The sequence below is a fragment of the Sinorhizobium sp. 6-70 genome (assembly GCF_030124375.1).
In the GTDB taxonomy this organism is placed as follows: Bacteria; Pseudomonadota; Alphaproteobacteria; order Rhizobiales; family Rhizobiaceae; genus Sinorhizobium.
The window spans coordinates 46744-72887 of sequence record NZ_JASKLS010000021.1 but is presented as its reverse complement, the minus strand read 5'-3'; the positions used below and the strand labels follow the sequence as shown (position 1 = coordinate 72887).

Below are 26144 nucleotides of genomic sequence, written 5' to 3'. Positions count from 1 at the left end.
GTCATGGTGACAAAACCGGAATTGATGGGCTGTCTTCAGTCAGCGAAGCCGGCATTCGACAGTTGCCTTGACAACATCCCGGACGCGTGGAAATTGGCCGCGTTCGCGATATGGAAACGCTCAGATGGCACAGAATATCTACGACAAACGCGAGTTCTTCGCGGGCTACAGCCAGCTCCCGCGATCCGTGCACGGGCTCGATGGCGCCCCCGAATGGCCGGCGATCCGGGCCATGTTGCCGGACCTCAGGGGCCTGCGCGTGGTCGATCTCGGCTGCGGCTTCGGGTGGTTTGCCCGTTGGGCACGCCAGAACGGTGCGGCCCATGTGCTCGGACTGGACGTTTCGGAGAACATGATCGCACGGGCGAGAAAGGATACGGACGACACGGCGATCGAATATCGGATTGCAGATCTCGATCATCTCGTGCTGCCGGAAATGAGCTTCGGTTTCGCGTATAGCTCGCTCGCCCTCCATTATATCGAAGATTTCAACCGGCTGGTGCGCACGATCCATGCGAGCCTTGTGCCCGGCGCCCATTTCATCTTCACGATCGAGCATCCGATCTATATGGCGCCGAGCAAGCCGGGCTGGTCCAGCGATGCGGACGGCCGCAGGATCTGGCCGCTCGATCGTTATTCGGCCGAGGGGAAACGTATCACCGATTGGCTGGCCAAGGGCGTCGTCAAATATCACCGCACGATCGGCACTACGTTGAACACGCTAGTCAAGGCTGGCTTTTCGATCCGCCATGTCGAGGAGTGGAGCCCGACAGCCGAGCAGCTCGCCGCCATTCCCGATCTCGCGGAAGAGGTCGACCGCCCAATGATGCTTCTGGTCGCCGCCCAGCGTTAGGCAACGAGCCTCCAGAAAGCGGATACCTATTTCCGCTTTTGTGCCTTTCGCTTCTCTTTCGGCGCAGCGGCCGGATTTGCCGCTTCCTCGGCGGCTTCCTTTTCCAGCCGCAGTTGCCGGAGGCGGGCCGTCTTCTTTTCGCGGGCGACCTTCTCCTGCTCCATGATGGCACGCGAGGCAATGGTCGCCTGGTCGGCGCGGTCGGATGGAGTTTTCTTGCCCTGCTTGAAAACGCTGTTGGCCTGACTTTCCTTCATCAACTTACTCCTTACTGACGGCAATAAAAAAGGCCGGGCGAACCCGACCTTCCCTCATCATCTCAACCCGCCAGTGCCAGTACATCCGTGGTCAAAGGCGGGGAGATGATAATCTCGTCTAATGCGATCATGGAGCACAATCGCGTGCGCAAACTCAAAGGGCGCGCAGGTTTTCCGCCGACGTCTTGCCCGTGCGGCGATCCTGTGCGAGTTCGAAGCTCACCTTCTGGCCGTCCTTGAGAGTGGACAGGCCGGCGCGCTCAACGGCCGAGATGTGCACGAACACGTCCGCAGCACCATCATCCGGCTGGATGAACCCGAAGCCCTTGGTGCTATTGAACCACTTTACTGTTCCAGAAGCCACGCTGGCATCCTTTCAATCGCTCATGGAAGAACAACACCGCGTTCCCGCGATGTATTAAAACCGATTTTGTCAGGATCTTCGTGACGAAGCGCCAAGGCGCAGAAACAAATATCGTCGAGCAATATCGATCTAAACTATGTAAGTTACAATTGTGTCCCTTGCAAGGCGCGATTTGTTTTTATTTCTCGGCGAGTTAGCGGCGGCGCGCCGCTATCGTCATCTTCCGGCGACGGCCGAATGCAGCGGTACGAACGCAGGCCTGGTGCCGCGATGCTAGCCACGTTTGTCCTTATGGACTTTCTTGCATCGGATCTTAATCTTGGCGTGTCCAGCCAACCTCAGGGCAATTTCCGATGCACGATCCGATCCCGACCACCACTTTTCCTGACGGCCGCACGGTTCCGGTGCTTGGCCAGGGCACCTGGCGCATGGGCGAGAACCGCGCTCAGGCCGCGGAGGAAATCCGCAGCCTGCAAGCCGGGCTCGACCTCGGCATGACGCTGATCGACACGGCCGAGATGTACGGCGATGGCGGTGCGGAACGCATCGTCGGCGAGGCGATCAAAGGCCGGCGTGACGAGCTCTTTCTCGTCAGCAAGGTGCTGCCCTCCAATGCCAGCCGTTCCGGCACCGTCGCCGCCTGCGAACGCAGCCTCAAATGCCTCGGTACCGACCGGATCGATCTCTATCTTCTGCATTGGCGCGGCGCATATCCGCTTGCGGAGACCGTCGGAGCCTTCGAGATGCTGAAGAAGGCCGGCAAGATCGCCGCCTGGGGCGTCTCGAACTTCGATGTCGACGATATGGAGGAACTGGAATCGGTGCCGGACGGCAGGAACGTCGCCGCCAACCAGGTACTCTACAACCTCGCCCGCCGCGGCATCGAATACGATCTCCTGCCCTGGTGCCGCGACCGCAGTGTACCGGTCATGGCCTATTCGCCGCTTGACGAGGGGCGGCTGCTTCACAACGCCGGCCTGATCCACATCGCCAAGGCGCATCAGGCGACCCCGGCGCAGGTGGCGCTCGCCTTCCTCAAGAGCCGCCCGGGCGTCATCTCGATCCCGAAGACCGGCTCGGCCGACCGCGCCCGCGAAAACCGCGACGCGATGGACATTCATTTCACGGCGCAAAACCTCGCCGAGCTCGACCGGCTCTTTCCGCCGCCAGGAAGGAAGATGCGGCTGGAGGTTATTTAACGAGACTGCGGTATCAGGCCCTCATCCCCCGCCGGCACCCTCTTCCCGCCAACGGGGCGAAGGGATATGCCGCGCCGCCCCAAGTCCCCTCTCCCCGCGCGGGGAGAGGGTTAGTCCTCGGGTTAAACCCGAGGAGAGGGGCAACTGCTATTCAGCGACGCCAGTTTCAGGCAGCCATCACATCCCCTGCGGGCCTCGGTTCATCGCGGCGATGCCGGTGCGGCAGACCTCGATCAGGCCGAGCGGCTTCATGATGGCGATGAACTGCTCGATCTTCGACGGCTTGCCGGTGATCTCGAAGACGAAGTGCTCGATATTGGCGTCGATGACGGAAGCACGGAACGCATCCGCGAGCCGCAGCGCCTCCACGCGGTGGTCACCGGAGCCGTGCACCTTGACGAGCGCCAGTTCGCGCTCGATCGGCCGATCGTGACCAAGGTTGGCAGCGCGAACCGTGAGGTCGACGACCCGATGCACGGGCACCAGCCGTTCGAGCTGGTTCTTGATCTGCTCCAGCACGTGCGGCGTACCGCGCGTGACGACGGTGATGCGCGACAGATGCGCCTCGTGTTCGGTCTCGGAAACCGTCAGGCTTTCGATGTTGTAGCCGCGGCCGGAAAAGAGGCCGATGACGCGGGCGAGCACGCCCGGCTCGTTGTCGACGAGAACGGAGAGCGTGTGCGTTTCGGCAAGTTCCGTCTCCTTGGCGATGAAATAGGCAGAGCCCGTCGGCTGAAGATGTGCACTCATTTTGTTCTTTCCTACCTTTTCATCAGACGAGCTGGCGACCCTTGGCGTCGATCGCATTGGCGACCGCTTCGTCCGTCGCCTCGTCGGGCAACAGCATTTCGTTGTGCGCCTTTCCCGACGGGATCATCGGGAAGCAGTTGGCGAGGTTGGCGACGCGGCAGTCGAAGATGACCGGCGCCGGCGTGTCGATCATCTGGCGGATCGCCTCGTCCAGTTCGCCCGGCTTTTCGCAGCGGATGCCGACGCCGCCATAGGCTTCCGCCAGCTTGACGAAATCCGGCATCGCTTCCGTATAGGAGTGCGACAGGCGGTTGCCGTGGAGCAGCTGCTGCCACTGCCGGACCATACCCATGTATTGGTTGTTGAGGATGAAGATCTTGACCGGCAGCCCGTATTGGACCGCGCAGGACATTTCCTGGATGCACATCTGGATCGACGCGTCGCCGGCGATATCGATGACGAGGCTCTCAGGATGCGCGACCTGGACGCCGACGGCGGCCGGGAAGCCGTAGCCCATGGTGCCGAGGCCACCCGAGGTCATCCAGCGGTTCGGCTGTTCGAAGCCGAAGAACTGCGCCGCCCACATCTGGTGCTGGCCGACTTCGGTGGTGATGTAGGTGTCACGGTCCTTGGTCAGCTCATAGAGCCTCTGGATCGCATATTGCGGCATGATGACGTCGTCGTTCGGCGTATAGGCCAGCGAATTGCGCGCCCGCCACTTGGCGATACCGGTCCACCAGTTTTCCAGCCGCGCCTTGTCGACGGTCTTCGCCGCGGCGCGCCACAGGCGGACCATGTCCTCGAGTACCGTCGCGACATCGCCGAGGATCGGAATGTCTACGCGGACGTTCTTGTTGATCGACGACGGGTCGATGTCGATGTGGATCTTCTTCGAGTTCGGCGAAAACGCGTTGAGGCGGCCGGTAATGCGGTCGTCGAAGCGGGCGCCGATGCAGACCATGACGTCGCAGTCGTGCATGGCCATGTTGGCTTCGTAGGTGCCGTGCATGCCGAGCATGCCGAGCCAGTTCTTGCCGGAATGCGGATAGGCGCCGAGGCCCATCAGCGTCGAGGTGATCGGGAAGTCGGTGAGTTCGACCAGCTCGCGCAGGAAATGCGATGCCTGCGGGCCGGAATTGATGACGCCGCCGCCGGAATAGATGATCGGCCGGCGCGCCGTCTTCATCAGCTCGACCGCTTCCTCGATCTTCTTCAGATCGCCCTGCGTCTTCGGCTGGTAGCTCTTCTGGGTCGGAACGGCGGACGGCGGCGTGTAGGTGCCGGTCGCGAACTGGACGTCCTTCGGAATGTCGACGACGACCGGCCCGGGACGGCCGGACTGCGCGACGCGAAAGGCCTCGTGGATGATGCGGGCGAGATCGTTGACGTCCTTGACCAGCCAGTTGTGCTTGGTGCAGGGCCGCGTGATGCCGACGGTGTCGCATTCCTGGAAGGCGTCCGAGCCGATCAGCGGGGTCGGGACCTGGCCGGAGATGCAGACGAGCGGGATCGAATCCATCAGCGCGTCCTGGAGCGGCGTGACCGCATTGGTCGCGCCGGGGCCGGAGGTGACCAGCATGACGCCGACCTTGCCGGTGGAGCGGGCGTAGCCCTCGGCCATATGGCCGGCGCCCTGCTCGTGGCGGACAAGAATGTGTTCGATCTCTTCCTGCTGGAAGATCTCGTCATAGATCGGAAGCACGGCACCGCCAGGATAGCCGAAGATATGCTTGACGCCATTGTCCTTCAGTGCCTGGAGAACGATCTCCGCGCCCGTCATCTGGTTTTCTGTTCCGCTCATTGGCCTGCTTCCGTCCCTTTTCAAGGTTTGGGGTGTGATTAGCTTTTCTCAGGGCATAAAAAAAGGCCCCTTCAGGAGCCTCGTTCAGCGCATGGGTGGCTACCGCCGGATGGTTACACCATCCTGCCCATGCGCCGTCCCACCACAAGAATAACCGCGAAATTTTTCATGGGGCGATTTGATAAACAGAAAAATCCTGCCCGTCAACGCCTTTTCCGACTGCGCGCAAAAGGCGAAAGAAACAGGGATATTTCGATAAAAGCGCGAAACCACTTATTAAATCCCCTCCGCTAATCTATCGAGCTATTCGTCGCGTGAGGTGCTGAATTGCTTGACAGTGATCGTCATTCCTCGGTCCCTGCCGGAGAGCAGGATCGCCGTGACAGCCTTAAGCCCGGTAATCGCTTCCTCGGTCGTGTCGTTGGCTGCAGCGGCTCGCGCGCAACGATCGCCGCAGTTGCCGAAGACGGCGAAACCTCCCTGACGGAACTGTGGTCCGTCGGTCGCCTGATTTCCATTTCCGTCGGCACGAACCGCGTCGTGGCGCTCGTCTATGCCATGCAGACCGTCGCCAGCGAATGGGGCGAGCAGACAAACAACACCTTCCGCATCGAGGTCGAGCTTATGGGCGAGGTCCAAACCGATGCGGACGGACGCGAGTCGTTCTCGACCGGCATCAGCCAATATCCCTATCTCGGCGCCATCGCCCACCGCATCCGCGCCACCGACCTCGCCCGCATCTACGAGACGGGCCAGACGGACAGCTGCGTCATCGGCAAGCTGACTCAGGACGAGAGCCTCGACGCCACGATCCACGTGCCGTCGATGCTCGCCAAGCACTTTGCCATCGTCGGAACGACCGGCGTCGGCAAATCGACCGCCGTCACGCTGCTGTTGAACAAGGCGATCGCCGCCGATCCGAAGCTGCGCGTGCTGATCCTCGATCCGCACAACGAGTTCGCCGCCGCCTTCCCGGAGCATGCGGTCGTCATCGACACGGATACGCTCGACCTCCCCTTCTGGCTTTTCAGGCTGGAAGAATTCGCCGAAGTCATCTTTCGTGGACGCCCGCCCGTGCCGGAAGAACTCGACATCCTGCGCGACATCATTCCCGATGCGAAGAAGGCTTTCAAGGGCGGCGAATCCGGGCTGATGCGCCGTCAGAACGAGAAGAGTTCGATCACCGTCGATACCCCCGTGCCCTACCGTATCGCCGATCTGCTGGCGATGATCGATGAGCGCATCGGCCGTCTGGAAGGCAGGACGGACAAGCCGCACCTGCGCTCGCTCAAGATCAAGATCATCTCGGCGATCAACGATCCGCGCTACCATTTCATGTTCTCGTCGAACACGATCCAGGACACGATCCAGGACACGATCGCCAAGATCTTCCGCATTCCCGGCGAAGGCAAGCCGATCGCCACATTTGAGCTCGCGGGTATTCCTTCGGAAGTCGTCAATTCGGTCGCCTCGGTGCTCTGCCGCATGGCCTTCGAAATTGGGCTCTGGAGCGACGGCGGCATCCACATGCTGGTCGTTTGCGAAGAAGCGCACCGCTACGTGCCGGCCGATGCCTCGCTCGGCTTCCTGCCGACCCGCCAGGCGATCGCGCGCATCGCCAAGGAAGGCCGCAAATACGGCGTCTCGCTCGGCATCATCACGCAGCGCCCGGGTGAGCTCGACCCGACGATCCTGTCTCAATGCTCGACCGTCTTCGCCATGCGGCTTGCCAATGATCGCGACCAGGAGATCATCCGCTCGGCGATCTCGAATTCGTCGATCTCCACCACCAGTTTCATCTCCTCGATCGGCAATGGCGAAGCAATCGCCTTCGGTGAGGCGGTCGCCGTCCCGATGCGCATGCGCTTCACCCGCGTCGACGACCGGCGCCTGCCGCGTGCCCACGGCATCACCGACAAGGTGGACGAGGACGCCGCGCCTAGCGTCGACCTGCGGTCGATCGTCAGCCGGATGCGGGCGGTCGCCGGGCCGGACATTTCAAACTTCCAGCAGAGCTATCTGGCGGCGCAGAACGCCAAGACGTCGACTTTTGAGGATGATGAACCCATTCACGGCGTCGGCCATGGCGCCGACCTGCCATCCGAGGCCGAAGCCTGGCACGAGCCGGCGTTCGAGCCTTACCGACCGGACATGCTTCCGCGCCCGGACCCGGTCAACCCGCAGCTCGAGCGTTTCAACCAGATCCGTGAGCAGATTCTCTCCGGCCAGGCCGAAAGGGACAGCAGTCCGAAGCCGCAGGCCCCGGATCCGCGCCTCGCGCACCCGACAACCGAGCCGCGCCGCGAGGGCTCGCTACGCGAAAGCCTGCTCAAGCGCCCGCTCGGCAGCCTCATCCGCAAATAGGCCGTCGACACTGCTGGGATGCCCTCGGGGAGATCCTCCCCGGAGGAAGCCGCCACCACGTTTGCAATCGTGAGTTGACAAACCTCTTACGCAGGCCAATCCTTCCTGTTGCACTATCGAACTTCAAGGAATGCATAGACTGGGCAGCAAATAGCGGCGGCAATTTCGGGAGGAGCAGATGTCCGTTTTGTCGACCATGCCTCCGCGCAAGCTCCGAATCTTCGCCTTCGACCCGAGCATGGGGCGGCGACACGAAACGCTGCCACTCAACGAGGTCATCGTTTCGATCCCCTGGGAAATGGACAAGCTCGACCCCGGCGCGCCGTTCGTCGGTCCGGTCGGGGAATATGTCGAGGTGGTCGACTTCGACCCGTCGCTCGATCTCGTCTACGCGCCGGTCAACCTGCATGATCCGAGCCTGCTTGCCGACAATGGCCTCAGGCCCGCGGAATGGAACCCGCAATTCCACCAGCAGATGACCTATGCGGTGGCGATGAACACCATCGTCAATTTCGAAATTGCCCTCGGCCGGGTCGCGCTCTGGGCGCCGCGCGACCGCGACGAGCAAGGCCGGTGGATCAATCCGCAATATGTCCAGCGCCTGCGCATCTATCCGCACGCGCTTCGTGACGCCAACGCCTATTACAGCCCCGAAAAGAAGGCGCTCCTCTTCGGCTATTTCGCGGCCGGCGAAGGCCAGTCGGGGGCACCCGCCGGAACGATTATATTCACCTGCCTCTCCCACGACATCATCGCCCATGAGACCTCGCACGCACTGCTCGACGGCATGCACCCGCGCTTCAGCGAGGCGACCAATCCGGACGTGCTCGCCCTGCACGAGGCTTTCGCCGACATCGTCGCGATCTTCCAGCATTTCTCCTATCCGGACGTGTTGAAGGACCAGATCGCCCGCACGCGCGGCGACCTCGAGAGCCAGAACCTCCTCGGCCAGCTCGCCCAGGAATTCGGCCAGGTCCTCGGCCGCGGAACGGCGTTGCGCGATGCGCTTGGCGGCTGGAAGGACGGCGTCTGGCGGGCGCATGAACCCAATCCGAGGCTTCTGCGTGAGACGGAGGAGGTGCATGACCGCGGCGCCATCCTCGTGGCCGCCGTGTTCCGGGCGTTCCTGTCGATCTATCGCGCGCGCATATCCGACCTGCTGCGCATCGCGTCGAGCGGCACGGGCATTCTGCCGGCGGGCGCACTGCATCCCGATCTCGTCAACCGGCTGGCGCAGGAAGCATCGAAATCGGCCCGGCACATCCTGCAGATGTGCATTCGCGCGCTCGACTATTGCCCGCCCGTCGACGTCACCTTCGGCGACTACCTGCGCGCAATCATTACCGCCGACCGCGACCTCTACCCCGAGGACGAGCACAACTATCGCGTCGCGGTGATGGAGGCCTTCCTGGCCTGGGGCATCGTTCCGCGCGACATGCCGATCGTCTCCGTCCAGACGCTGCTCTGGCCGACGATGGCCGAAGCAGCGGCCGACTACAAAGCCGTCTTTCCCAGATTGAGCGATCTCAAAGGTGATGTCGCCTATCTGCTTTCGCGCCCGCTCGAAATGATCGACGAGCTCAAGAGCCGGAGCGATTTCCACGACAGTGAGGGCCAGACGTTCCTGGACGGCCTGGACCGCACCGCCCAGGAGGTCTTCAACGAGCTGAACAAGGCGATGGGCAACCGCCTGCCGGAGACCGCCAAGCGGTCGAAATCGTCGCTCCGGGAAATCCTCGGACGCAATCTCCTCGAGCTCGGGCTCGAGGCCGACCGCAAGGTCGAATGGCTGGCGCGCGACCTCTACGGGCGCTTGTTCTGGGGGCTCATCACCGAGGCCAAGAATGCGCCGCTTCGCGATATCATCCGCATCCGCACGGATGCCGACGCGCCGGCGACGGTCCGGCGCAGCAAGATCGTCGACGGCCCGGCGATCGAAGTGCACAGCGTTCGCATGGCCGCACGCCGCGGCAACCGCGACCAGATGGAGCGCGAATATGTCGTCGAACTGACGCAGACCCGCCAAGGTTATCTCGACCCGAAGAAGCAGGAGGCGGCGGACAAGGGCAAGCCGCCGAAAGGTCCCCACGATTTTTATTTTCGCCGCGGCTGCACGCTGCTCATCGACGCCGAGACCTTCGAGATCCGACGGGTCATCCGCACGCCCGGCGACATTTGCGACGACGCGGAGCTCGAAAGAATGCGCGCATACCTGACCAGGCAGGCGCGGAGCCGGGAAAACGCCTTCACCGCCGGCGGGAGCAAACCCGTTCGACCTGAGATTTTCGCACATCTTCACCGACAGGGGAGCTAGGAGAAGCCTATGCCCAGAATGGAGGCCCCAGAGTCCGGTGTCACGGTGCGCATGTATCGGCAGGGCCATGGCGACTGCTTTCTTCTGGCGACGCGCAAGGTGGACGGCAGCGCCTTCTACATGCTGATCGACTGCGGCCTGTGGACGAACTCCGAGATCAAGCCCGAACAGACGATCGACAAGGTGGTCGCCGACATCGGCGAAGCGACCGGAAACCGGCTGGACGTCGTGCTGGTGACCCATGAGCATATGGATCACGTCAACGGCTTCGCGGCGAAGGACCCCACGACGAGAAAGCCGTGCTTCGATCCGATCGCGATCGGCGGACTTTGGCTGGCATGGACCGAGGACGATGGTGATGCGTTCGCCAACAGTCTGCGCGAACGCTTCCACGACACGCTGCTCGCCCTGATGGGCGCCGATGAACGGCTCGATCGAGCGGGCTTCGGTGTCCATTCTCCGAACCGCACGATGCTGCGCGATCTCCTGTCCTTCGAGACAGGGGAGGATGCCGCCGACGGGCTTCGGGAGCGCTTCAGGGACGTCAAGCGGCGCCACCCGGCTCTCTCGGCCCGAAAGCAGGGCGCGCTCGCCATCGAAGGGATCACCAACAAGCGCGCCATCAAATACCTGCGCGACCGGATCGCCGGCGACCCGGTTTTCCTGCGGCCCGATCACGATCCTTACGGATTGCCGGGTGTCGATGGGGTGCGCGTCTACGCGCTTGGGCCGCCACGCGATGTCGAGCTGCTGCTGTCACTGGAACCGCAAGGCGAGGAAGAGTTCAGGCTCTCGGCGGATGGCGCGACGTTGAGCCTGCTCGCGGCGACGGTCGACGGCGGCCCGGAAAACGCGAGCCGCGCGTTCGACCCGCGCTTCGGCATTTCGCGCAAGGACGTCGAGCGAAGCCATGATGCGTTCCTGAAGGCGTTCTTCGTCGACCACTATGGCGTCAAGGGCAAGCGTGGTGCCGAGGCCTGGCGGCAGATCGACAACGACTGGCTCGAGAGCGCGGAAACGCTGGCGCTCAGGCTGAACGACGAAGTGAACAACACGAGCCTCGTCATCGCGATCGAACTCCCGAGCACCGGCAAGGTGCTGCTCTTCACCGGCGACGCCCAGCGCGGCAACTGGATCTCCTGGGCGCCGCTCAAATGGAGCGTCGACGGCCGAACCGTCACGGCGCGCGACCTCCTCGGCCGGACGGTCCTTTACAAGGTCGGTCATCACGGCAGCCACAATGCCACGCTCGACGGCAGCGTGGGGGCGGACTATGCCAACCTTTCCTGGCTGGCAAGCAACGCCTTCCAGGACGAATTCGTGGCGATGATCCCCGCCAATACGCCCTGGGCGGCGCACAAGGACAAGCCGTGGGAGCATCCGCTTCGCTTCATCGAGGAGAGACTCATGCAAAAGGCCCGCGGTCGCGTCTTCCGCAGCGATGTCGACCATGTCGCTAAGCCCGGTGACATCGGCGCCGACGAGTGGCAAAAATTCAAGCGGATCGAGACCGACCTCTTCTTTGAATATACCGTCGCCGACAGCCCGGCGTGAGCGTTTGCGGGAACCCGTCGTAGCGGCCTCCTGGATCCTAGCGCCCACTCGAACGTTCGTAGCGTAGTCCGGACGGAATTCGACGGAGGTGGTCATGGACGACGCCCACGCTTGGGAGACGGAACAAAGGCTTTGGCTCGAAGGCCCGGACAGCTATCGGAAGCTGGTCGATAAGCAATGCATCATGGCGTTTCCTGCTCCGGTAGGCCTCGTGCAGGGCGCCTCGATCATCGACAGCCTGGAGGGCGCACCGCGATGGGATCGTGTGGTCATCACCGATAGAATGATCGGCCGCCCGGCGCATGGCTGCGTGGTTCTGGCATATCGCGCCGAAGGTCATCGCGCGGATAGAAAGCCCTACGCTGCCTACTGCACCTCGACCTATTGCGATACCGGAGTGGGTTGGAAACTCGTGCAGCACCAGCAGACGGCAATCGGCTGATGGGCCAGCACTGCCGGCACGTCATAGGAACCGCACGGCACGAGCGTGCGTTTTCATTCAAGCCGTTCGAACAAAATTCAGGACCGGTATCATGGAAGAGATCCTCCGACGCTTCTTCGCACGATACGAAACCATGGCCAATCGTGTGCTTGCCGCCGAAATGGATGTCGGCGAGACGGCCTTCGCTTTCGCCTCCGAGTTCATCGCCGCTTCGCCCGCAGGCGTGCTTGCCGGCAAGAACGACGACAGCCTGAAGGTCTCGATGGCGAGGGGCTATGCCCGCTATCGCGCGATCGGCACCAAGGAGTTGAAGATCCGCAACACCACCATCACGCCGATCGATAGCCAGCATTTCCTCGTCAGGATCGACTGGCGCTCCACCTACGACGTGCCGGACGGACCTGACGTCACCATCGATTTCGAGGTCCACTATCTGGTTCAGGTCCGCAACGACGAGCCGAAGATCTTCGGCTGGATCAGCGGCGACGAGGAAGCCGTGTTGAAGGAACACGGAATCGGCTGATCACCAATTTTACAGTAGGCTCTCCGGCCCTTCGATCCGCTGCCAGCTGTCGTCGAGCTGGTTGCGGAACCAGGTCATCTGGCGCTTGGCGTATTGCCGCGTAGCGGCGGCCCCGGTCGCGATCACTTCGGCCTCGCCGATCTCGCCCCTGAGCATTGCAGCGATCTGCTGAACCCCGATCGCCTTCATCACCGGCATGTCGGGCGAGAGGTCTAGCGCAAGCAACGCACGCACCTCGTCGACTGCCCCGCGCTCAAGCATGGTCTCGAAGCGGCGGTCGATGCGGCTGTGCAGGACGGCACGATCCGGCAACACGACGATTTTTTGCGCCCTGTCGGGATCGACGATCATGGGGCCACGGCTCTGCTGGAAGAGGTGGATCGGCTTGCCGGTCGCTTCGATCACCTCGAGCGCGCGAACGATCCGCTGCCCGTCGCCCGGCCGCAATTGCGTGGCGGTTTGCGGGTCTCGTGCGGCAAGCTCCGCATGAAGCGCCTCCGCCCCCTGCTCCTTCAGCCGCGCGCGCAACGTCTCGCGGATCGCTGCCGGTATCTCCGGCATATCGGAAAGCCCGCCCGTCAGCGCCTTGAAATAAAGCCCGGTGCCGCCGACGAAGACCGGCAGCCGCCCCTCCTCGCGCAACCGGGCGACAAGGACCTCCGCCTCGCGCAGCCACGCGCCCGTCGAATAGGCCGCTCCAGCCGGCACATGGCCGTAGAGAAAATGCTCTATCCCGCCCATCTCCGCCTCGTCCGGCCGGGCGGTCAGGATCTTCAGCGTGTCGTAGACCTGCATGCTGTCGGCATTGATCACCACGCCGCCGTGCCGGCGCGCGAGTTCCACCGCAAGCGCGGACTTGCCGCTGGCGGTCGGCCCGGTTATCAGGATCGCGTCCGTTTCTCTTTCAAGGTTCTTGATCATGGCTCTCGTTGCCACGCTTATCGCCAATCCGTCAAATCCTGTTCTGACGCCTGCGCTGGCGGAAGCGGCGGCGAGCGCCGTAAACGCATCCGGGGTCTACTGGCTGGCGGACGGCGTCGCCTGCGACATCGCGCTTACGGACGGCACCGATCCGGACGCCTCCGAAGCGCGGTTGCGCGCCGAGGTGAACGGCCTAGCGATCGATGTCGCGGTGCAGGATGCCGAAAGCCGCCGCAAGAAGTTCCTGATCGCCGACATGGATTCGACCATGATCGGCCAGGAATGCATCGACGAGCTTGCCGCCGAAGTGGGTCTCAAGGAAAAAGTTGCGGGGATCACCGCCCGCGCCATGAACGGCGAGATCGCCTTCGAGCCGGCGCTGATCGAGCGCGTGGCACTCTTGAAGGGCCTTCCCGGCAGCGTCATCGACGAGGTGATCGCCAAGCGCATCACGCTGACGCCCGGCGGCAAAGAGCTGATCGCGACCATGAAGGCCAAGGGCTACTATACCGCCCTGGTCTCCGGTGGCTTCACCGTCTTCACCGGGCCGATCGCGGCAAAACTCGGCTTTGATGAGAACCGCGCCAACGTGCTGATCGAGAAGGATGGCACGCTCACCGGCGAGGTCGCCCATCCGATCCTCGGCAAGCAGGCCAAGGTCGACGCGCTCATCGACATCTCCGGCAGGCTCGGAATTTCGACCGCCGAGGTGATTGCCGTCGGTGACGGCGCCAACGACCTCGGCATGCTGCAGCTTGCCGGCACCGGGGTCGCGCTGCATGCGAAACCCGTGGTCGCCGAACAGGCGAAGATCCGCATCGACCACGGCGACCTGACGGCCCTTCTCTACCTCCAGGGCTATCGCAAGACGGACTTCGTGGTGTGATCATTCGAGAAACCGACAGGCTGCGCATTCGTGGCTGGAACGAGACCGATCGCGACCTCTTTGCCGAGATCAACAGCCATCCGAAGGTCATGGAATTCTTCGCCTTCCGCCGCAACCGCGCGGAATCCGATGCGCTGTTCGATCGCATCGGCCGTGGCATCAGCGAAACCGGCTTCGGCTTCTTTGCCCTTGCATTGCGCGACAGCGACATCCCGATCGGTTTCTGCGGCCTGGCGCTTACCGATCTGGAGCCGCATCTGCCGAACGGGACGATCGAGATCGGATGGCGGCTCGCCCCGCCCTTCTGGGGCAAGGGCTATGTGACCGAGGCGGCAGCAGCACTCCTCGACTACGGCTTCACCGAACGACGCCTCGGCGAAATCGTTTCCTTCGCCGTGCCCGCGAACGCCCGCTCCACCGCGGTGATGAAACGGCTCGGCATGCGGCCGGACCCGAACCGCGACTTCGACCACCCGCGCGTGCCCGACACGCATGCGCATCTGAAGCACCACGTGCTTTACGCGATCACGGCGGATGATTGGGCGCGCGGCGTTCCGGCGCAGGGTTAGAGCAATTCCAGGAAAAGTGTGTAGCGGTTTCCGTCCGGAATTGCGTAGTTTCAACGAGTTAGATCATTTCAGTGTTTCCATGAAACAATGAAATGATCTAGGCGCCCGGTCAAACGCCGTTCCCCGCATCGCCTTTCCGAAGCCGACCGGGATAACAGCGCTCGATCCACGCGACGAAACGTCTGGCGGGTTCGGAGAGCGCATCGAACCGCCGCGCAACCAGCCAGAAGGCACCATAGCGAATGGAAAGGTCAAAAGCCTGGACGAGACGCCCGGCGTTGAGATCGTCGCGCACATGATCGCGATCCATGAGCGCGACACCGTGACCGCGGAGCGCCGCTTGAAGCACAAGTGCCCCGTCGGCGAAAATCGCGCCGCGCTCGACCCGCACTTGTCCCGCCCCGGCAGCAGCGAACCATTGCTCCCAGAGCCCCCTGGTGTCCTCGTGCAGAAGGCCGTACCGCAAGAGATCCAGCGGTTCGCGCAGCGGCCGAGGCGCGAGTGACGGCGCCATCACCGCGATCATCTCGACATCACCAAGATGCCTGGCCTCGACACGAGGCCATGAGGTGACCTTGGCGCTGTGCCGAATGGCAATGTCGACATCGTGGCCGCGAAGTTCAACGAGCCGGGGATCGGCGTCTATGACGAGGTCGACTTCGGGGTTTTCCGCCTGAAACTGCGCGAGATGCGGGACGAGCCAGCAGCCGGCGAAGGAAGGCTCGGCGCTCACCGTCAGCGTTCCGGCCCGTTTCGCACCGGAAAGCGCATCGAGGCTTTCGCCTATCCGGTCGAAGGAATGCGTCAATACCGTGAGCAGCGCCTCGCCATCCGCCGTCAGGCTCACGCTGCGATGATGCCGCTCGAACAGTGGCTTGCCGATCAGGCCTTCGAGATCGCGGATCTGACGGCTGATCGCCGCCTGCGAGACGAAAAGCTCCACGGCAGCCTCGGTAAAGCTTCCGAGCCGTCCAGCCGCCTCGAAGCTCCGCAACGCCGTCAGGGGCAGCCGGCCGCGTTTCATACATAACCTCAAGTCATCCGAGACCGACTGTAAACTCGTTTGAGGAGGGGCGGCAAGTGCGCTGAAATCAAACTCAGCAAAGGACACATGCGAGGGCGGATACCGGCTCGCAGCCCGCTTCATCGGAAGGAGGACAAGGCCATGCACGAGGTCTTCGAAATAATCCTCGCCGCCATCCGTCTGCTGACCTTCCAGCCAGCACCGCGGTCATGCAAGGGCAAGCATCGGCTGATGTGACCCAAGAATGCCGACAAGGCGTCGCATCGCCGGCCGCTCACATCGGTCTGTCTGCGCTTCAGCCTGAAACGCCGGCCTTGCTTGCGCTATTCCACCCGCACGGTGACGAAGCGCAATTCGCCGGTCTTGTTGGCGATCATCAGAAGCGCGTTGCGCCGCCCATCGCTCTTCAGTTTCTCGACCCGCGCCGAAACATCCTCCGGCGTGTCCATTGCCTCCTGCCCGACCTCGACGATGACGTCGCCGACCGCCACCCGGCGTTCGGCCGCGACGGAATTCGGCTGCACCTCGGTCACCACCACGCCGTCGACATTCTCGGCAATACCGAAGCTCTTGCGGTGATCGGCGTCGAGCACAGCGAGCTTCATGCCGAGTACAACGTCGCTCGCCGGCAGTTGGGCGGCGGGCGGCTCGTTAGGCTTTGCGCCCTCGCCGTTCTGGTTGGGCTGCACGTCTGCAAGATGCTCGCCATCCTCCAGCCGGCCGAGCGTGACGTGAACCGTCTGCTCCTTGCCGTCGCGAATGATGACCACATCGACCTTCTTGCCGACCGGGCTCTCGCCGACCGCGCGCATCAGGTCGCGGATCTCCGCGACATCCGTCCCATCGAACCGGGTGATGATATCGCCTGCCTTGATCTCGCCCTTGGCGATCGGCCCGCCTTCGATGATGCCGGAGACCAGCGCACCATGGGGCCTCTCCATCTTCAGGCTTTCGGCGATGTCGTCGGTGACCGGCTGAATGCGGACGCCGAGCCAGCCGCGTCGGGTCTCGCCGAATTCCTTGAGCTGATTGACGACGTTCATCGCCAGTTCAGTCGGCACGGCGAAGCCGATGCCCACCGACATGCCGGTCTGAGAAAGGATCGCGGTATTGATGCCGATCACCTCGCCCTGCATGTTGAACAGCGGACCGCCCGAATTGCCGCGGTTGATCGCCGCGTCGGTCTGGATGAAGCTGTCATAGGGGCCGGCATTGATGTTGCGCCCGCGCGCCGAAACGACGCCGACCGAAACCGACACGCCGAGACCGAACGGATTGCCAACCACCATCACCCAGTCGCCGATCCGGATCTTGCGCGAGTCACCGAAGGAAACGGCCTTGAGCGGCTTCTTCGGCTCGACCTTCAGCAGCGCCAGGTCGGTCTTGGTATCCGTGCCGACCAGCTTCGCCTTCAGCTTGGAGCCATCCGAGAAGTTGATCTCGATGTCGTCTGCGTCCTGGATGACATGGTTGTTGGTGACGATGAAGCCGGCCGGGTCGATAATGAAACCGGAACCGAGTGAATTGACCGTGCGCGGCCGGTTACTCTCCCCGCCCTGCCCCTTGAAGAACTCGTCGAAGAATTCCTGATGCGGCGACCCCTCCGGCACCTGCGGCATGGGTGCGTCGTCATCATCGCTCTTGACGTTCTGGGAAATGGAAATGTTGACCACGGCGTCGAGCAGTCCCTCGGCAAGGTCGGCGACGGATGGCGGCCCGGCCGCCGGTCGTGACGTTGCCGTCTCGGCGAGCGCCGTGTTGTTTAGAAGCAGTGCCGTCGCGGCCGCAAGCACCAGGCCGCGGAAGAATTCTGGTCGTGTCGACAAGTCGCTAGGCTCCTATTATTCCTCTTGGATCACACCGGCATGGAATGTGGCAATTCATGGATTGTCGCAATCCGGGACCGCCGCGTGATCGATTCCCTTCAACTGCACGATACGCCGCTCGCACGGGTCCGCACACAGATCTTCCCTTGAAGATACGGCGGAATTCCGGAGCGTCCAAACACGATTTCCTGATCCGCTCCACGAAGACAGAGGCCGGCATCTCGGGTCAGCGCCACCTTCGTGCGCTCAGCCGGTGATCTCGTGCCCGTGATCCTTCAACGCCTGCAGCGCCTTCTCAAGGTCGGAGCCGGCCACGAAGACATAATCGGTGCTGAAGGTCGAATTGGCAAATACGCCGACGCCGGCTGCGGAAAGCGGTCGCAGCACCGAGGACAGGACGCCCGGCACGTCGAAGCTGAAATGCTGCTCGATGCGGAAGCAGCGCCATCCAAGCGAGCTCTGCACACTCGACGGTACGCGGGCGGCGCGACAGACCAGCGTCATTTCCTCGCGAGAGCTCGACACCGTCCAGAAACCCGGCCCCGGCAGCCACTCCGGTATCGCGGACCCGACGTTCAGACGGGTAATGGCATATTCGGCATCGACCAGCCGGATCAGCAGTTTATGTGGCATTTCGCACTATCCTCGAACCAACCATACAAGTCCGACGCCGGCCGCCACCGAAACGAGTCCGGCCAGTCGGAGCTGATGTTCCGGGACATACGGCAAACGCTTCGCCAATTCCACCAAAACCAAAGGGGCCAGTGCGTACACCAGCCCCTCGATGATCAGGAAGAAACCAAACCCAATCAGAAAATCGGACATCATCCGCTCAATCTGCGGTCGCAGGCGCCGCCGGCGCGGTCGGCGGCTGTGGCAACGCCGCACCGTCCGCGCTGTTGAAATAGCGGAAGAATTCCGAATGCGGCGACAGCACTACGGTTGTATCCGGGTTACCGATGGACTGGGAATAGGCCGCCATCGAGCGGTAGAAGTCGAAGAAGCCAGGATCGCGCGTGAAGGCGTCGGCAAAGATCCCGGCCCGCTCGGCTTCGCCCTCGCCTCGCAGGATTTCCGAATCACGCTGGGCTTCCGCGACGATCTCGACGACCTGACGGTCGGCGATCGCGCGGCGGCGCTGGCCTTCCTCGTTACCGCGTGCGCGGATCAGCTCGGCCTCGGCCAGACGCTCCGCCTTCATCCTCTCGAAGGTTTGCTGCGAGACCTCCTGCGTCAGGTCTGTCCGGCGGATGCGCACGTCCTCGATGTTGAGGCCGAGCGATTCGGCATCGGCCCGGAGGTCTGTCCGGACTTCGCGCATCATCGACGCGCGTTCATCCGAAAGTGCCGCCTCGAACCCCCTCAGGCCGTAGACGCGGCGCAGCGATGCGTCGAGACGGGTCCTGAGCCGCGCCTCGGCCGACTCCCGGTCGCCCGAAACGGTCTCGCGGAAACGCCGGGCGTCGGCGATCCTGTAAACCACGAAAGCGTCCACCTCGTAGAACTTGCCGCCGGAGACCTGTACGCGGATATTGTCGAGATCGAAGCGAAGCGCCTGGTCCTCGACAAATTGCACGCGGTCGGCATCCATGAAGGCGAAGGGAAGCTTGAAGTAGAGGCCAGGCTCGGTCTTGACGGCTCGGATCTCGCCGAAGCGCACGACAATCGCCTGCTGGCGCTCGGTGACCACGAAAACCGACGAATAGATCACGACGAGCACTGCCGCGAGGATGATCAGGATGATTGAACTGCGATTGTTTATCATTGGGTACCTCCCGACTGCGCGGGTCTGCCGATTTCGTTGAGCGGCAGATAGGGCAGCACGCCCTGCCCGTTCTTCTCGTCGAGAATGACCTTCTTCGACTTGCGGAAAACATCCTGCATGGTTTCGAGATAGAGCCGCCTGCGCGTGACGTCCGGAGCCTTGGAATAGGCGTCATGGACCGAAATGAAGCGCTGTGCCTCACCCTGCGCTTCCTTGACGACGCGGTCCTTGTAGGCGGCCGCCTCTTCGCGGATCTGCGCGCCTTGGCCGCGCGCCTTGCCGAGTACCTGGTTGGCGTACTGGTTGGCTTCCTCGACGAAGCGGTCCTCGTCCTGCTCGGCGCGCTGCACCTCGTCGAACGCATCGGCGACTTCACGCGGAGGCGCGGCATCCTCGATTGCGACCGTATTCACCGAAACGCCGGCACCGTAACTGTCCATCGTCGCCTGGATGGTGTTCTTCACGTCGGCGGCGATTGCCTGGCGGTTGTCGCGGAAAATGTCCTGCGCCGGACGCCGGCCGACGACCTCGCGCATTGCGCTTTCGGCCACCTGCTGCAGCGTGTCGGACGGGTTCTCGACGTTGAAGAGATAGGCCTTCGGGTCGGTTACCGAGAACAGCACCGAGAACTGCACGTTGACGATGTTCTGGTCGCCAGAGAGCATCAGCCCGGCATTGGACTGGCCGGTGGCGCGTCCGCCGATATTCTGCTGCTGCTCCGTGACCTTGACGAACTCCACCGTTTCGAGCGGCCAGAAGTGGTAATGCAGGCCCGGCATCGAAATTTCTTCCTTCGGCCTGCCGAAGCGCATCTCGACGCCGCGCTCGTCCGGCTGGACCGTGTAGATCGAGTTGAGCAGGATGAAACCGACGATCAAAAGGCCGACGATGACGAAGACACCGCCATTGAAGCCCCCGGGAACCACATTCTTCAATTGGTCCTGACCGCGCCGGATGATCTCCTCGAGATCTGGCGGGCCACCTCTCCCGCCTCGCGGCCGGTTGGGCCCCTGGCCCCATGGCCCTTGATTGCCGCCGCCGCCCCATGGGCCGCCGCCGCCATTCTGATTGCTCCAGGGCATCAAAACCTCTCTTCAAGAAAACTCTCTCGCCGACCACCCGCAGGCACGAGCAAGCGGTCGCGATGTGAAACCGTTATAGGTATCACATGCATTGCTTTCAACGCGATACGGCCGACTTCACCGTAAATGGGTTAAAATAGTTGGGAGACGCGCTACACGAACAGGTGAGCGCCACATGCGAGCGGGAAACCGCTTCGCACTTTTCCTCATTCCGGCCTCTCGACCCGGCGCGGTATGTGAGCGGAAAACCACCTCATCCCGCTGTCTCCCGCCGCCGCCAGGTCACAAAATGCATCGCATGGCTGTCCTTCTCGCCGCGCGGCAACTCCTCCTCGAACACCCGCTCGAAGACCGCCGGATCGATCACCGGAAAACGCGTGTCGCCATCGACCTCGGCCTTCACCTCCGTCACGTGCAGCACGTCCGCGACGGCGATCGACTGGCGATAGATCTCCCCGCCGCCGATGACGCAGATTTCGTCTGCGCCGACCGCCGCCGCATGTCTGCGCGCCAGTTCCAGCGCCGCCTCCAGCGAGGGAACGACCTCGGCCCCTTGCGCCTCGAAATCGCGGTTGCGGCTGATGACGATGTTCGCTCGCCCCGGCAGCGGGCGCCCGAGCGAGGCCCAGGTCTTCCGCCCCATCACGAGCGGCTTGCCGATCGTCAGCGCCTTGAAGCGCTTGAGATCGGTCGAGAGCCGCCACGGCAGGTCACCCTCGCGTCCGATCACCCCGTTGGTCGCGACCGCGACGACGATCACGATCTTCGGTTCAGAGCCCGTTTCAGTCTTTGCTTCAGTCATGGAAACCACTCGGCTTGCTGTCGATCTCGCGCGCTCGCTGCAGGGCCGCCCGGTCGGTCACGACGCGAATGTAACGGTCGATCACCTCGCTTTCCGGCAAGATCTTGCGCATCCATTGAAGCGCGCTCGCCAGCAGGAGATCGGCCGCGCTCATGGTCTCACCGAGGAGGTAGGTCTGGCGGCTCAGGACGCCGATCACGTGGGCGCACATTTCGGTGTAGAGTCTTGCGAGCGCCGGATTGTTGACGGTCACGCCGGAAATATGGGCAAGCGCCGTCGGCTCGATGACGCCGGCATAATAGGCGAGCCAGGAAAGATAGGCGCCGCGGTCGGGATGACCCGGCGGCCGGCCGAGACTGCAGTTCGGGTGGAGGTCTGTCAGATATTGCACGACGGCGGCCGACTCCCAGATCACAGCGCCGTTGTGCAGAAGTGCCGGCACCTGCTTGTGCGGATGTGGATTGTTCTCGTCCGGCCCGCCCGAGCCATCCCACCGGCGGATGTTGACATAGCGGATCTCGTATTCGGCGCCGATTTCCTCGAGCAGCCAGATGATGCGCGACGAGCGCGACAGCGGCGCGTGGATGAGCGTCAGCATCGAACCCTCCCTGTTACGCCGGTTCGCGGCGCTTTTCCGGAAGCGTCGCCCGCACCCGCAGGAACGCGGGAGGGAGCTTCCTTTCTCGTTCAGAATGTATAGGCCGCTTCAGGCAAGTTACTTGAAGCTGGCTCCGCGCCGACCGATCTCGGACGCGGCCGGAAGCAGCTGCCATTCCGCCCAATCTAGACGGCGACTGGCGCTTTGATATGTGAATCCGCTTCGTAGCCGACGAGCGTAAAGTCCTCGAATTTAAAGGAAAATATGTCCTTCACGGTCGAATTGAGGCGCATTTCCGGCAGCCGCTTCGGCGTTCGCGCCAGTTGCAGCCGCGCCTGTTCGAAGTGGTTGTGATAGATGTGTGCGTCGCCAAGCGTGTGGACGAAATCGCCCGGCTTCAGCCCCGTCACCTGCGCAACCATCAAAGTCAGCAGCGCATAGGAGGCGATGTTGAAGGGCACGCCGAGGAAGATGTCGGCCGAGCGCTGGTAAAGCTGGCAGGAGAGCTTGCCGTCCGCCACGTAGAACTGGAACAGGCAATGGCAGGGCGGCAGCGCCATCTCGTCGACCAGCGCCGGATTCCAGGCCGAAACGATATGGCGGCGGGAATTCGGATTGGTCTTCAAGCCTTCGATGAGTGCTGCGATCTGGTCGATGTGGCCACCCTCGGGCGCTGGCCAGGAGCGCCACTGGTAGCCGTAGACCGGCCCGAGTTCACCCTTCTCGTCCGCCCACTCATCCCAGATGCTGACGCCGTGCTCCTTGAGATAGGCGATGTTCGTCTCGCCTTTGAGGAACCACAGGAGCTCGTGGATGATCGAGCGCAGGTGCAGCTTCTTGGTGGTCAGGACCGGAAAGCCTTGCGATAGGTCGAAGCGCATCTGGTAGCCGAAGACCGAACGCGTGCCGGTTCCGGTCCGGTCGCCGCGGTCGGTTCCGCTTGTCATCACATGTTCGAGGAGATCGAGATATTGCCGCATGCTTCTTCGCCGACGATTCGTTCGCTTCGCCCAAAATAGGACGAAGCCTCCGGCGAACCAATGGCTGAGACGAGTTTTCCCGCAAATTGATGCCGTGATAAGCGCGTCGCGCTAAGCGACGACTTCAAGGCACGCGGCAGACGTGGCTTCAGCGTTCCCGTGTCCCCGCCCCGCCCGCTCATTTGGCAGCGCTCATTTGGCAGGACGACGGTTTATTTGGCAGGACGACGGTTTGCGGCGTGGTCCTGGTATTGCTCGTTTCTCACGGCTCTTTCATCAAGGCCGCGTGTATCGGAATGCTGCTTCTTGTCCCGATTGGACAGAACATCGTTCTCACCAAGAACACCACTTTTGACTTCGCTCTGTGCTCCGCTGCCCGAACCCTTGCCTTTGTCCGGCTTTCCGACATGCTTGCGACTGGCGTGAGCCATGGTTCGTCTCCTTTCAATGTCTCGGATGGGCGCGAAAAGTCTTCGCTTCAGCTCTTTGCACCCTGGTGGTGCCTGCTTTCCTGGTTCTTTCCGCGTGTCATACTGCGCTCGTCCTCATCGCGCGCGTCGGCATGCTCGGTGTCGAGGCTGTCACCCTTTCGATAGGCCTTTCTCAGGGCCTCCGAGCGGCGCAGTTTCGCCTCGGCGTCAAAATCCTTACTTTCGTTGGACGTCTTCTCGCGGCCCTGAAGCACGCGCAGTTGCTGTTCGTGCGTCTTCTTGCCGACCATTACTTCCTCCTATTTGTTCGTCCGGCCGCGCTGTCGCGGGTTCGCACCACCCTGGGTAGTCGTGTCGTTCGCGACGTCGCCTTCGATGGTGTTGCCGCGCTTCAGCATCTCATAGTCGGATGGTCCCCGGATGCCCTTGGTCCGGCCGATGCCGGGGTCCTGCTTGAGATCCTTGTCGCTGGGGCGGCGTGTCTTCGGATGCTTGGAAGATGTCATCAGACTTCCTCACATTTCTGTGGTCGAGCCCACACCCACCCTAGCCGGGTGCGGCCGGGCATCTCTATCGGCTAACCCAGCGGGCCCGCGATTGTTCCGATTGTCGAACGCATAGGAGTGCGTCGGCCGCGCTTTTCTGGGCCGGCGACGAAACAAACGCGGCCGACTGGGGTTAATCCTTTTGAGATTGATATCGAACGTTCGATCCTGCGAGAGAGGTATGACCATGAGTGCGACAGGCCTCGATGTTTTCGACAAGACCCTGCAAACCACCAATATCTGGCTCGGCGAGATCATGGAGCATCATGGCCCGGACCGGAAAGTGGCGTGGCACATATTGACTGTCGTGCTGAGGACGCTGCGCGACAGGCTGCCTCCCGAAGTGGCCGCCCATCTTGGCGCGGAACTGCCGCTGCTCGTGCGGGGCGCCTATTACGACCAATACCGTCCCAACCACCGGCCGGAAAGGGCGATGCGGTCGCTCGACGAATTTCTCGAGTGCGTCATGGACGGGATGAAACCCGGCCGGCCGGTCAATCCCGCTGAAGCCACGAAATCGGTATTCCAGGTTCTTGCACGGCACGTCGACCTCGGCCAGTCGGCAAAGGTGCGCGACACGTTGCCGAAGGAAATCCGCGCCCTATGGCCGGACAGCGTCGGTACCAAGGAGCAGGCATAGCGCCGAAGCGCCGCGGCTTTAACTTGACCACTCTGGATAAGGGAAATCAGGACGTTCGTGACCCTGGATTGCTCTGCCAGGATCACGAAAAGGCGTAGCAATTTCGCGCGTCTGAAAGGCCGCGCGGCGCTACGGCGCGAAACCCTGCGGATCAGAGCGCCTGGAGCTTGCCGAGGTTCTTGGCCACCAGATAGTAAAACGTGACTCGCGACTTGGAGCGGTCGTCCGCCATCGCCTTGGCCGTGGCCGCGATTGCCGCATCCGCGTCCGCGCCGCCGACGCCGAGCTTCTTCTCGCACCACTTTTCCTTCACGCGCTCGAGCTCCTTCGGGTCCGTGGCCGAAACAAGGGCGGAATCCTTATTGCGAAGAGCGATGCCGAGATGGCGCACGATCTTGTTGACAACTGCTTCGTCGGCGCCGCTGTCGTATTTCTGCACGTCTGCGAGATAATCGGTCATGATGCCTCCAATTTGCACTTGCTCTCAAGCTGCCGCCCGTTTCGCGAGCTGCGTGCAGCAGCCGGAGTTTTTCACGCTCATCGGGTATGTCAAGGCGTTTCCGTGCCAGCCGCATCGGGGATAAATATATCCGTCACATTCGCCTTCGTGGCCCCTTTTCTTGAGCAGCGGAAAGACCTATATCACTCGTGCCGTCTTCGGGCGGCTATGGCAATAAACGGGCGATGAAATAAACCCATTGGACCCGGGGGCGGTACCCGGCGCCTCCACCAAAAACCGGCCTGGAAATCCGGACCGGCTTTTGATGGGGGCGAAATAGGATCGACAAGGGCGTAAAGATCGACTTTTTGCTCGGCATTGTACCACCGTTATCGGGCTAAACTTATAGTTGCAAACGACAACTATGCTGAAGCACGTCTCGCTGCCTAACGGCGGTGCGGCACTTCAAATCAAGCCCTTCCGGGTAGCACCGTAAGGCGGGGTCCGAAGGCACCTGGCAACAGAAGCCTTCACCTTCTCCCCTGTCGCGAAATGGTCTATAGATGCTTGATAATTGACTCGTCATAAGCGGACGGGGCAAAGGAGTGTCGTACAGTGCTGCACACCGGCTGTGGTACACAAAGATGCTGCGGCGCTTTAACATGCAGCAGTTGAGTTCGAAGGAAGACGGGGATCATATGGGCCAGGACCACATACGCTACGACATTCTGGCGCAGGACGCGCTTCGCGGCGTCATTCGCAAGGTGCTGGCCGAAGTCGCAGCCACGGGTCATTTGCCCGGCGACCACCACTTCTTCATCACGTTTCTGACGGGCGCCCCCGGCGTGCGCATCTCGCAGCACCTCAAGGCGAAATATCCCGAACAGATGACGATCGTCGTGCAGCACCAGTTCTGGGACCTGAAGGTCAGCGAAGCGGCTTTCGAGATCGGTCTCTCCTTCTCCGACACACCAGAGAAGCTGGTGATCCCCTTCAACGCCGTCCGCGGCTTCTACGATCCGTCGGTCAATTTCGAGCTCGAGTTCGACGTCGCCGCCAGCGAGGATGAAGAGGATTCGGCAGAGATCACCGCGTATCCGGCCGGCGAAGACGGCAACGAACCTGCCGAGAAGAGCCCGGAGAAATCGGGCGAACCGAAAAATGGCGGAGGTTCGGTCGTCTCGCTCGACTCCTTCCGCAAGAAGAACTGATCGA

General features: G+C 62.4%; 29 protein-coding genes and 1 other RNA gene. 12 read left to right on the top strand and 18 right to left on the bottom strand.

Annotated features, from left to right (window positions below; genetic code table 11):
• Positions 1–124 precede the first annotated feature (124 nt).
• On the top strand, positions 125–853 hold the full coding sequence (locus QN222_RS28205) for a class I SAM-dependent methyltransferase (RefSeq protein WP_283965065.1): 729 nt from the start codon (positions 125–127) through the stop codon (positions 851–853).
• A 26-nt stretch (positions 854–879) separates the two neighbouring features.
• Here QN222_RS28205 and QN222_RS28200 read toward each other — a convergent pair whose 3' ends face one another.
• A complete protein-coding gene (locus QN222_RS28200; RefSeq protein ID WP_283965066.1) occupies positions 880–1110 on the bottom strand; it encodes a hypothetical protein in 231 nt (76 codons plus the stop codon).
• 154 nt (positions 1111–1264) lie between these two features.
• Positions 1265–1474: a cold-shock protein gene (locus tag QN222_RS28195; protein WP_283965067.1), complete on the bottom strand. Its 210-nt coding sequence runs from the start codon at positions 1472–1474 to the stop codon at positions 1265–1267.
• A gap of 353 nt (positions 1475–1827) precedes the next feature.
• Between QN222_RS28195 and QN222_RS28190 the strand changes: the two genes are divergently transcribed.
• Entirely contained in the window at positions 1828–2673 is an 846-nt protein-coding gene (locus QN222_RS28190; protein ID WP_284005703.1) for an aldo/keto reductase, read from the top strand.
• A 177-nt stretch (positions 2674–2850) separates the two neighbouring features.
• Here the strand turns inward: QN222_RS28190 and ilvN are convergent, their stop codons facing one another.
• Complete coding sequence (gene ilvN / locus QN222_RS28185; RefSeq protein WP_283965511.1) at positions 2851–3423, bottom strand: acetolactate synthase small subunit; 573 nt, start codon at positions 3421–3423, stop codon at positions 2851–2853.
• A 22-nt stretch (positions 3424–3445) separates the two neighbouring features.
• The gene (locus tag QN222_RS28180; RefSeq protein ID WP_283965512.1) at positions 3446–5224 is read right to left on the bottom strand and encodes an acetolactate synthase 3 large subunit; all 1779 of its coding nucleotides are present in this window, start codon (positions 5222–5224) and stop codon (positions 3446–3448) included.
• 327 nt (positions 5225–5551) lie between these two features.
• Between QN222_RS28180 and QN222_RS28175 the strand changes: the two genes are divergently transcribed.
• From QN222_RS28175 to QN222_RS28155, 5 genes are all read left to right on the top strand, one after another.
• A complete protein-coding gene (locus QN222_RS28175) occupies positions 5552–7588 on the top strand; it encodes an ATP-binding protein (protein ID WP_283965513.1) in 2037 nt (678 codons plus the stop codon).
• Between the two features lie 178 nt (positions 7589–7766).
• A complete protein-coding gene (locus tag QN222_RS28170) occupies positions 7767–9902 on the top strand; it encodes a hypothetical protein (RefSeq protein WP_283965514.1) in 2136 nt (711 codons plus the stop codon).
• A gap of 9 nt (positions 9903–9911) precedes the next feature.
• Positions 9912–11456 carry an MBL fold metallo-hydrolase gene (locus tag QN222_RS28165; protein ID WP_283965515.1) on the top strand — a complete coding sequence of 515 codons (1545 nt, stop codon included), beginning with the start codon at positions 9912–9914 and terminating at the stop codon, positions 11454–11456.
• A gap of 94 nt (positions 11457–11550) precedes the next feature.
• Positions 11551–11898: a hypothetical protein gene (locus tag QN222_RS28160; RefSeq protein ID WP_283965516.1), complete on the top strand. Its 348-nt coding sequence runs from the start codon at positions 11551–11553 to the stop codon at positions 11896–11898.
• Positions 11899–11989: 91 nt separating this feature from the next.
• On the top strand, positions 11990–12421 hold the full coding sequence (locus QN222_RS28155; RefSeq protein WP_283965517.1) for a nuclear transport factor 2 family protein: 432 nt from the start codon (positions 11990–11992) through the stop codon (positions 12419–12421).
• 9 nt (positions 12422–12430) lie between these two features.
• Here the strand turns inward: QN222_RS28155 and miaA are convergent, their stop codons facing one another.
• Positions 12431–13342, bottom strand: coding sequence for a tRNA (adenosine(37)-N6)-dimethylallyltransferase MiaA (miaA, locus tag QN222_RS28150; RefSeq protein ID WP_283965518.1), 912 nt, complete (start codon positions 13340–13342; stop codon positions 12431–12433).
• Here miaA and serB point away from each other — a divergent pair.
• Both serB and QN222_RS28140 read left to right on the top strand, forming a co-directional pair.
• Entirely contained in the window at positions 13341–14228 is an 888-nt protein-coding gene (serB, locus tag QN222_RS28145) for a phosphoserine phosphatase SerB (protein WP_284005702.1), read from the top strand. The genes miaA and serB overlap by 2 nt on opposite strands.
• Entirely contained in the window at positions 14225–14797 is a 573-nt protein-coding gene (locus tag QN222_RS28140; protein WP_283965848.1) for a GNAT family N-acetyltransferase, read from the top strand. The genes serB and QN222_RS28140 overlap by 4 nt, the downstream gene beginning before the upstream one ends.
• A 109-nt stretch (positions 14798–14906) precedes the next feature.
• Here the strand turns inward: QN222_RS28140 and QN222_RS28135 are convergent, their stop codons facing one another.
• From QN222_RS28135 to QN222_RS28080, 12 genes are all read right to left on the bottom strand, one after another.
• Positions 14907–15821, bottom strand: a complete 915-nt coding sequence (locus QN222_RS28135) for a LysR substrate-binding domain-containing protein (protein WP_283965847.1) — start codon at positions 15819–15821, stop codon at positions 14907–14909.
• 323 nt (positions 15822–16144) lie between these two features.
• Positions 16145–17647 (bottom strand): Do family serine endopeptidase, encoded by a 1503-nt coding sequence (locus tag QN222_RS28130; protein ID WP_283965846.1) that lies wholly within the window; start codon positions 17645–17647, stop codon positions 16145–16147.
• 246 nt (positions 17648–17893) lie between these two features.
• Positions 17894–18280, bottom strand: coding sequence for an ACT domain-containing protein (locus tag QN222_RS28125; protein ID WP_283965845.1), 387 nt, complete (start codon positions 18278–18280; stop codon positions 17894–17896).
• A 6-nt stretch (positions 18281–18286) separates the two neighbouring features.
• The gene (locus QN222_RS28120) at positions 18287–18472 is read right to left on the bottom strand and encodes a DUF2065 domain-containing protein (protein WP_173509813.1); all 186 of its coding nucleotides are present in this window, start codon (positions 18470–18472) and stop codon (positions 18287–18289) included.
• Between the two features lie 7 nt (positions 18473–18479).
• On the bottom strand, positions 18480–19412 hold the full coding sequence (locus QN222_RS28115; protein WP_283965844.1) for a protease modulator HflC: 933 nt from the start codon (positions 19410–19412) through the stop codon (positions 18480–18482).
• On the bottom strand, positions 19409–20494 hold the full coding sequence (hflK, locus tag QN222_RS28110) for an FtsH protease activity modulator HflK (RefSeq protein ID WP_284005701.1): 1086 nt from the start codon (positions 20492–20494) through the stop codon (positions 19409–19411). The genes QN222_RS28115 and hflK overlap by 4 nt, the downstream gene beginning before the upstream one ends.
• Positions 20495–20747: 253 nt before the next feature.
• Positions 20748–21296 carry a dihydrofolate reductase gene (locus QN222_RS28105; protein ID WP_283963355.1) on the bottom strand — a complete coding sequence of 183 codons (549 nt, stop codon included), beginning with the start codon at positions 21294–21296 and terminating at the stop codon, positions 20748–20750.
• Positions 21289–21894, bottom strand: coding sequence for a glutathione S-transferase family protein (locus tag QN222_RS28100; protein ID WP_180938365.1), 606 nt, complete (start codon positions 21892–21894; stop codon positions 21289–21291). The genes QN222_RS28105 and QN222_RS28100 overlap by 8 nt, the downstream gene beginning before the upstream one ends.
• Before the next feature lie 185 nt (positions 21895–22079).
• Complete coding sequence (locus tag QN222_RS28095; RefSeq protein ID WP_283963356.1) at positions 22080–22874, bottom strand: thymidylate synthase; 795 nt, start codon at positions 22872–22874, stop codon at positions 22080–22082.
• Positions 22875–23086: 212 nt separating this feature from the next.
• Positions 23087–23305 carry a hypothetical protein gene (locus tag QN222_RS28090; RefSeq protein ID WP_283963357.1) on the bottom strand — a complete coding sequence of 73 codons (219 nt, stop codon included), beginning with the start codon at positions 23303–23305 and terminating at the stop codon, positions 23087–23089.
• Positions 23306–23352: 47 nt separating this feature from the next.
• Positions 23353–23595, bottom strand: a complete 243-nt coding sequence (locus QN222_RS28085) for a hypothetical protein (protein WP_283963358.1) — start codon at positions 23593–23595, stop codon at positions 23353–23355.
• 9 nt (positions 23596–23604) lie between these two features.
• Positions 23605–23811: a hypothetical protein gene (locus tag QN222_RS28080; protein ID WP_283963359.1), complete on the bottom strand. Its 207-nt coding sequence runs from the start codon at positions 23809–23811 to the stop codon at positions 23605–23607.
• A gap of 226 nt (positions 23812–24037) precedes the next feature.
• Between QN222_RS28080 and QN222_RS28075 the strand changes: the two genes are divergently transcribed.
• Positions 24038–24490: a DUF2267 domain-containing protein gene (locus tag QN222_RS28075; RefSeq protein WP_283963360.1), complete on the top strand. Its 453-nt coding sequence runs from the start codon at positions 24038–24040 to the stop codon at positions 24488–24490.
• A 151-nt stretch (positions 24491–24641) separates the two neighbouring features.
• Here QN222_RS28075 and QN222_RS28070 read toward each other — a convergent pair whose 3' ends face one another.
• Positions 24642–24950 carry a DUF2853 family protein gene (locus QN222_RS28070; protein ID WP_283963361.1) on the bottom strand — a complete coding sequence of 103 codons (309 nt, stop codon included), beginning with the start codon at positions 24948–24950 and terminating at the stop codon, positions 24642–24644.
• A 151-nt stretch (positions 24951–25101) separates the two neighbouring features.
• Between QN222_RS28070 and ssrA the strand changes: the two genes are divergently transcribed.
• Both ssrA and QN222_RS28060 read left to right on the top strand, forming a co-directional pair.
• Positions 25102–25464: a transfer-messenger RNA gene (gene ssrA / locus QN222_RS28065) on the top strand.
• Positions 25465–25627: 163 nt separating this feature from the next.
• Positions 25628–26140 (top strand): SspB family protein, encoded by a 513-nt coding sequence (locus QN222_RS28060; protein WP_283963388.1) that lies wholly within the window; start codon positions 25628–25630, stop codon positions 26138–26140.
• Positions 26141–26144: the final 4 nt, after the last annotated feature.

Coding starts and splice junctions, on each gene's coding strand:
- QN222_RS28070 (WP_283963361.1), bottom strand. CDS start 24,950: ATGACCGATTATCTCGCAGACGTGCAGAAATACGACAGCGGCGCCGAC.
- QN222_RS28200 (WP_283965066.1), bottom strand. CDS start 1,110: ATGAAGGAAAGTCAGGCCAACAGCGTTTTCAAGCAGGGCAAGAAAACT.
- QN222_RS28160 (WP_283965516.1), top strand. CDS start 11,551: ATGGACGACGCCCACGCTTGGGAGACGGAACAAAGGCTTTGGCTCGAA.
- QN222_RS28105 (WP_283963355.1), bottom strand. CDS start 21,296: ATGACTGAAGCAAAGACTGAAACGGGCTCTGAACCGAAGATCGTGATC.
- hflK (WP_284005701.1), bottom strand. CDS start 20,494: ATGCCCTGGAGCAATCAGAATGGCGGCGGCGGCCCATGGGGCGGCGGC.
- QN222_RS28180 (WP_283965512.1), bottom strand. CDS start 5,224: ATGAGCGGAACAGAAAACCAGATGACGGGCGCGGAGATCGTTCTCCAG.
- QN222_RS28155 (WP_283965517.1), top strand. CDS start 11,990: ATGGAAGAGATCCTCCGACGCTTCTTCGCACGATACGAAACCATGGCC.
- QN222_RS28205 (WP_283965065.1), top strand. CDS start 125: ATGGCACAGAATATCTACGACAAACGCGAGTTCTTCGCGGGCTACAGC.
- QN222_RS28115 (WP_283965844.1), bottom strand. CDS start 19,412: ATGATAAACAATCGCAGTTCAATCATCCTGATCATCCTCGCGGCAGTG.
- QN222_RS28125 (WP_283965845.1), bottom strand. CDS start 18,280: ATGCCACATAAACTGCTGATCCGGCTGGTCGATGCCGAATATGCCATT.
- QN222_RS28170 (WP_283965514.1), top strand. CDS start 7,767: ATGTCCGTTTTGTCGACCATGCCTCCGCGCAAGCTCCGAATCTTCGCC.
- serB (WP_284005702.1), top strand. CDS start 13,341: ATGGCTCTCGTTGCCACGCTTATCGCCAATCCGTCAAATCCTGTTCTG.
- QN222_RS28165 (WP_283965515.1), top strand. CDS start 9,912: ATGCCCAGAATGGAGGCCCCAGAGTCCGGTGTCACGGTGCGCATGTAT.
- QN222_RS28090 (WP_283963357.1), bottom strand. CDS start 23,305: ATGGCTCACGCCAGTCGCAAGCATGTCGGAAAGCCGGACAAAGGCAAG.
- QN222_RS28100 (WP_180938365.1), bottom strand. CDS start 21,894: ATGCTGACGCTCATCCACGCGCCGCTGTCGCGCTCGTCGCGCATCATC.
- ilvN (WP_283965511.1), bottom strand. CDS start 3,423: ATGAGTGCACATCTTCAGCCGACGGGCTCTGCCTATTTCATCGCCAAG.
- QN222_RS28120 (WP_173509813.1), bottom strand. CDS start 18,472: ATGTCCGATTTTCTGATTGGGTTTGGTTTCTTCCTGATCATCGAGGGG.
- QN222_RS28075 (WP_283963360.1), top strand. CDS start 24,038: ATGAGTGCGACAGGCCTCGATGTTTTCGACAAGACCCTGCAAACCACC.
- QN222_RS28190 (WP_284005703.1), top strand. CDS start 1,828: ATGCACGATCCGATCCCGACCACCACTTTTCCTGACGGCCGCACGGTT.
- QN222_RS28095 (WP_283963356.1), bottom strand. CDS start 22,874: ATGCGGCAATATCTCGATCTCCTCGAACATGTGATGACAAGCGGAACC.
- miaA (WP_283965518.1), bottom strand. CDS start 13,342: ATGATCAAGAACCTTGAAAGAGAAACGGACGCGATCCTGATAACCGGG.
- QN222_RS28135 (WP_283965847.1), bottom strand. CDS start 15,821: ATGAAACGCGGCCGGCTGCCCCTGACGGCGTTGCGGAGCTTCGAGGCG.
- QN222_RS28085 (WP_283963358.1), bottom strand. CDS start 23,595: ATGGTCGGCAAGAAGACGCACGAACAGCAACTGCGCGTGCTTCAGGGC.
- QN222_RS28060 (WP_283963388.1), top strand. CDS start 25,628: ATGGGCCAGGACCACATACGCTACGACATTCTGGCGCAGGACGCGCTT.
- QN222_RS28080 (WP_283963359.1), bottom strand. CDS start 23,811: ATGACATCTTCCAAGCATCCGAAGACACGCCGCCCCAGCGACAAGGAT.